Origin of the sequence: Aquibacillus sediminis, assembly GCF_005870085.1 — a bacterium.
GTDB classification, from domain to species: Bacteria; Bacillota; Bacilli; order Bacillales; family Amphibacillaceae; genus Aquibacillus_E; species Aquibacillus_E sediminis.
In genome coordinates, this window is record NZ_SZNM01000058.1 from 1 (window position 1) to 2,046 (window position 2,046).

The 2,046-nt window shown below is 39.9% G+C and carries 2 protein-coding genes; both read left to right on the top strand.

What is annotated here, in order from left to right; all coding sequences use genetic code 11:
- Positions 1–1,323: alkaline phosphatase PhoX (locus FCI53_RS21055; protein ID WP_138420934.1), on the top strand; the 1,323-nt coding region annotated here is incomplete at its 5' end.
- A 471-nt stretch (positions 1,324–1,794) separates the two neighbouring features.
- Entirely contained in the window at positions 1,795–1,998 is a 204-nt protein-coding gene (locus FCI53_RS21060; RefSeq protein WP_138420935.1) for a twin-arginine translocase TatA/TatE family subunit, read from the top strand.
- Positions 1,999–2,046 lie beyond the last annotated feature (48 nt).

The following is a 2,046-nucleotide window of genomic DNA, read 5'->3' on the forward strand; positions in this document are numbered from 1 at the left end:
TCAAAAGCACTTGCGGATGCTAACGATAATCCAACCAGCGGATTTGGCGGGTATGGTCCTTTGGTTCCAGATCCGAATGGTATTCTTGACCTTCCAAAAGGCTTTCATTACAAAATTATTTCCAGAGAAGGCGAACTGATGACAGACGGAAGCAAAATCCCTGGAGCATTTGATGGAATGGCAGCTTTTGATGGATCAAACAATACAACCATTCTTGTTCGTAATCACGAATTATCGGGAGGTCCAGCATTCGGACGCAATCCATTTGACACAAATGCTAAAGGTGGTACTACCGCTTTAGTTGTAGGTCCAAATCATGAAGTGATCAAAGAATATGTTACCTCTTCAGGTACAATCCGAAATTGTGCTGGCGGAGCGACACCTTGGGGAACTTGGCTGACTTGTGAAGAAAACCGTTCCGAGGGACACGGATATGTATTTGAGGTAGATCCGACACAGCCAGAGAACGATATGTCCAAAACTCCAATTAAGGAAATGGGACGCTTTTCTCACGAAGCCTGTGCAATTGATCCATCGACAGGATATGTATATTTAACTGAGGATTCAAGACCAAGCTACTTTTATCGTTTTATTCCAAATGACACTAGCCAAAAACCAGGTTCGTTACAAAAAGGAGGAAAGCTTTACGCAGCAGCAATTGAAGCGGTAACTGATCCAGCCGCAAGCACATTTAAAACTGGACAAACATTTCAGATCGTTTGGAAGGAAGTTGATCCTCATTGGTGCCGCGAGGAAGCTGAAGAACAAAACTGCATTCAGTTCTCTAGACTTGAGGGAGCGTTCTTCCAAGAGGGTGTATTCTGGTTCGACGACACCTCTGCCGGTGAAAACAAACTTGGACGTGTTTACCGTTATATTCCTCACACTAATACATTGGAACTTTTCTATGAGGGAAATGATGCACGTCAAATGGAATATCCAGATAATATCAGCATGACTCCATGGGGTGACCTTTGGTTTGTAGAGGATGGTTCCGGCCAAGATCGCATTATGGGAATTACGCCAGAAGGCAAGGTCTATCCTTTTGCCGCCAACCGTTTGAATGATAATGAATTTGCAGGTCCAACATTCTCACCAGATGGAAACACACTTTTTGTCAATATTCAAAGCCCAGGCATGACCTTTGCCATTTGGGGGCCGTTCCAACGCAGAAACTCTGCACGCGCTAGAGAAATGTCCTTTGCTGCTCCTGCGAATATTGCACCGCAAGTTTCGGGAAAAGTAGCTAAGACTGCCGAGGCACAAGGTATGTCCGTTCTAGAAGCAGCAGCATTTGAGCGTCACGGAATAAAAATAAATTAAATTGTCCTACAAGATACCATAAAAAAGATGTAAACTAACATTTTGTATGGTTTACATCTTTTATTACATTTCAAGTATTTGTTATAGGTGGACATCGAATTGGGTACTAGGAGGGACAATTTTTTGTCCCAAGAAGTTTGTTTGGTGGGACACAAAACAAAGACGTAGGTTTTCTCATCACAGCATATTTAAGAATGGTCTATTGAAAAGCGAAGGTGTAAGAGAAGTAATATTATACCATCTGCTATTTTTTCATTTTATGGAAGGAGCATTAAAGTGGTTTTAGTTTGTAAACAACATGTTCATAAAGCCTTAAAAATGATATTTCTTCCACATGTTCAAACTATCTCAGAGGATTATAAATTACTTGAAGAGCTAAAATGTAAAGTTTGCGGAAAGCAGGCGGATTATAAATTATATAATTTTTTATCACAAAGAAAAAGAACGATCTAAACAATGGAGGTTATGTAAATGTTACAGAATATAGGGATACCTGGTTTAATTATTGTTCTTGTCATTGCATTAATTATTTTTGGCCCATCCAAGCTACCTGAAATTGGTCGTGCATTTGGAACTACGTTAAGAGAGTTCAAAAAATCAACTAGTGACTTGGTATCAGATGAGGAGTCAAAGAAAGACAAAGACGAAACACAAAAAACAAAAATAGTTGAATAAGTAACAGATTTTAGAAGATGTAGGTAACTTCCATGCTTTCTTCTTCTT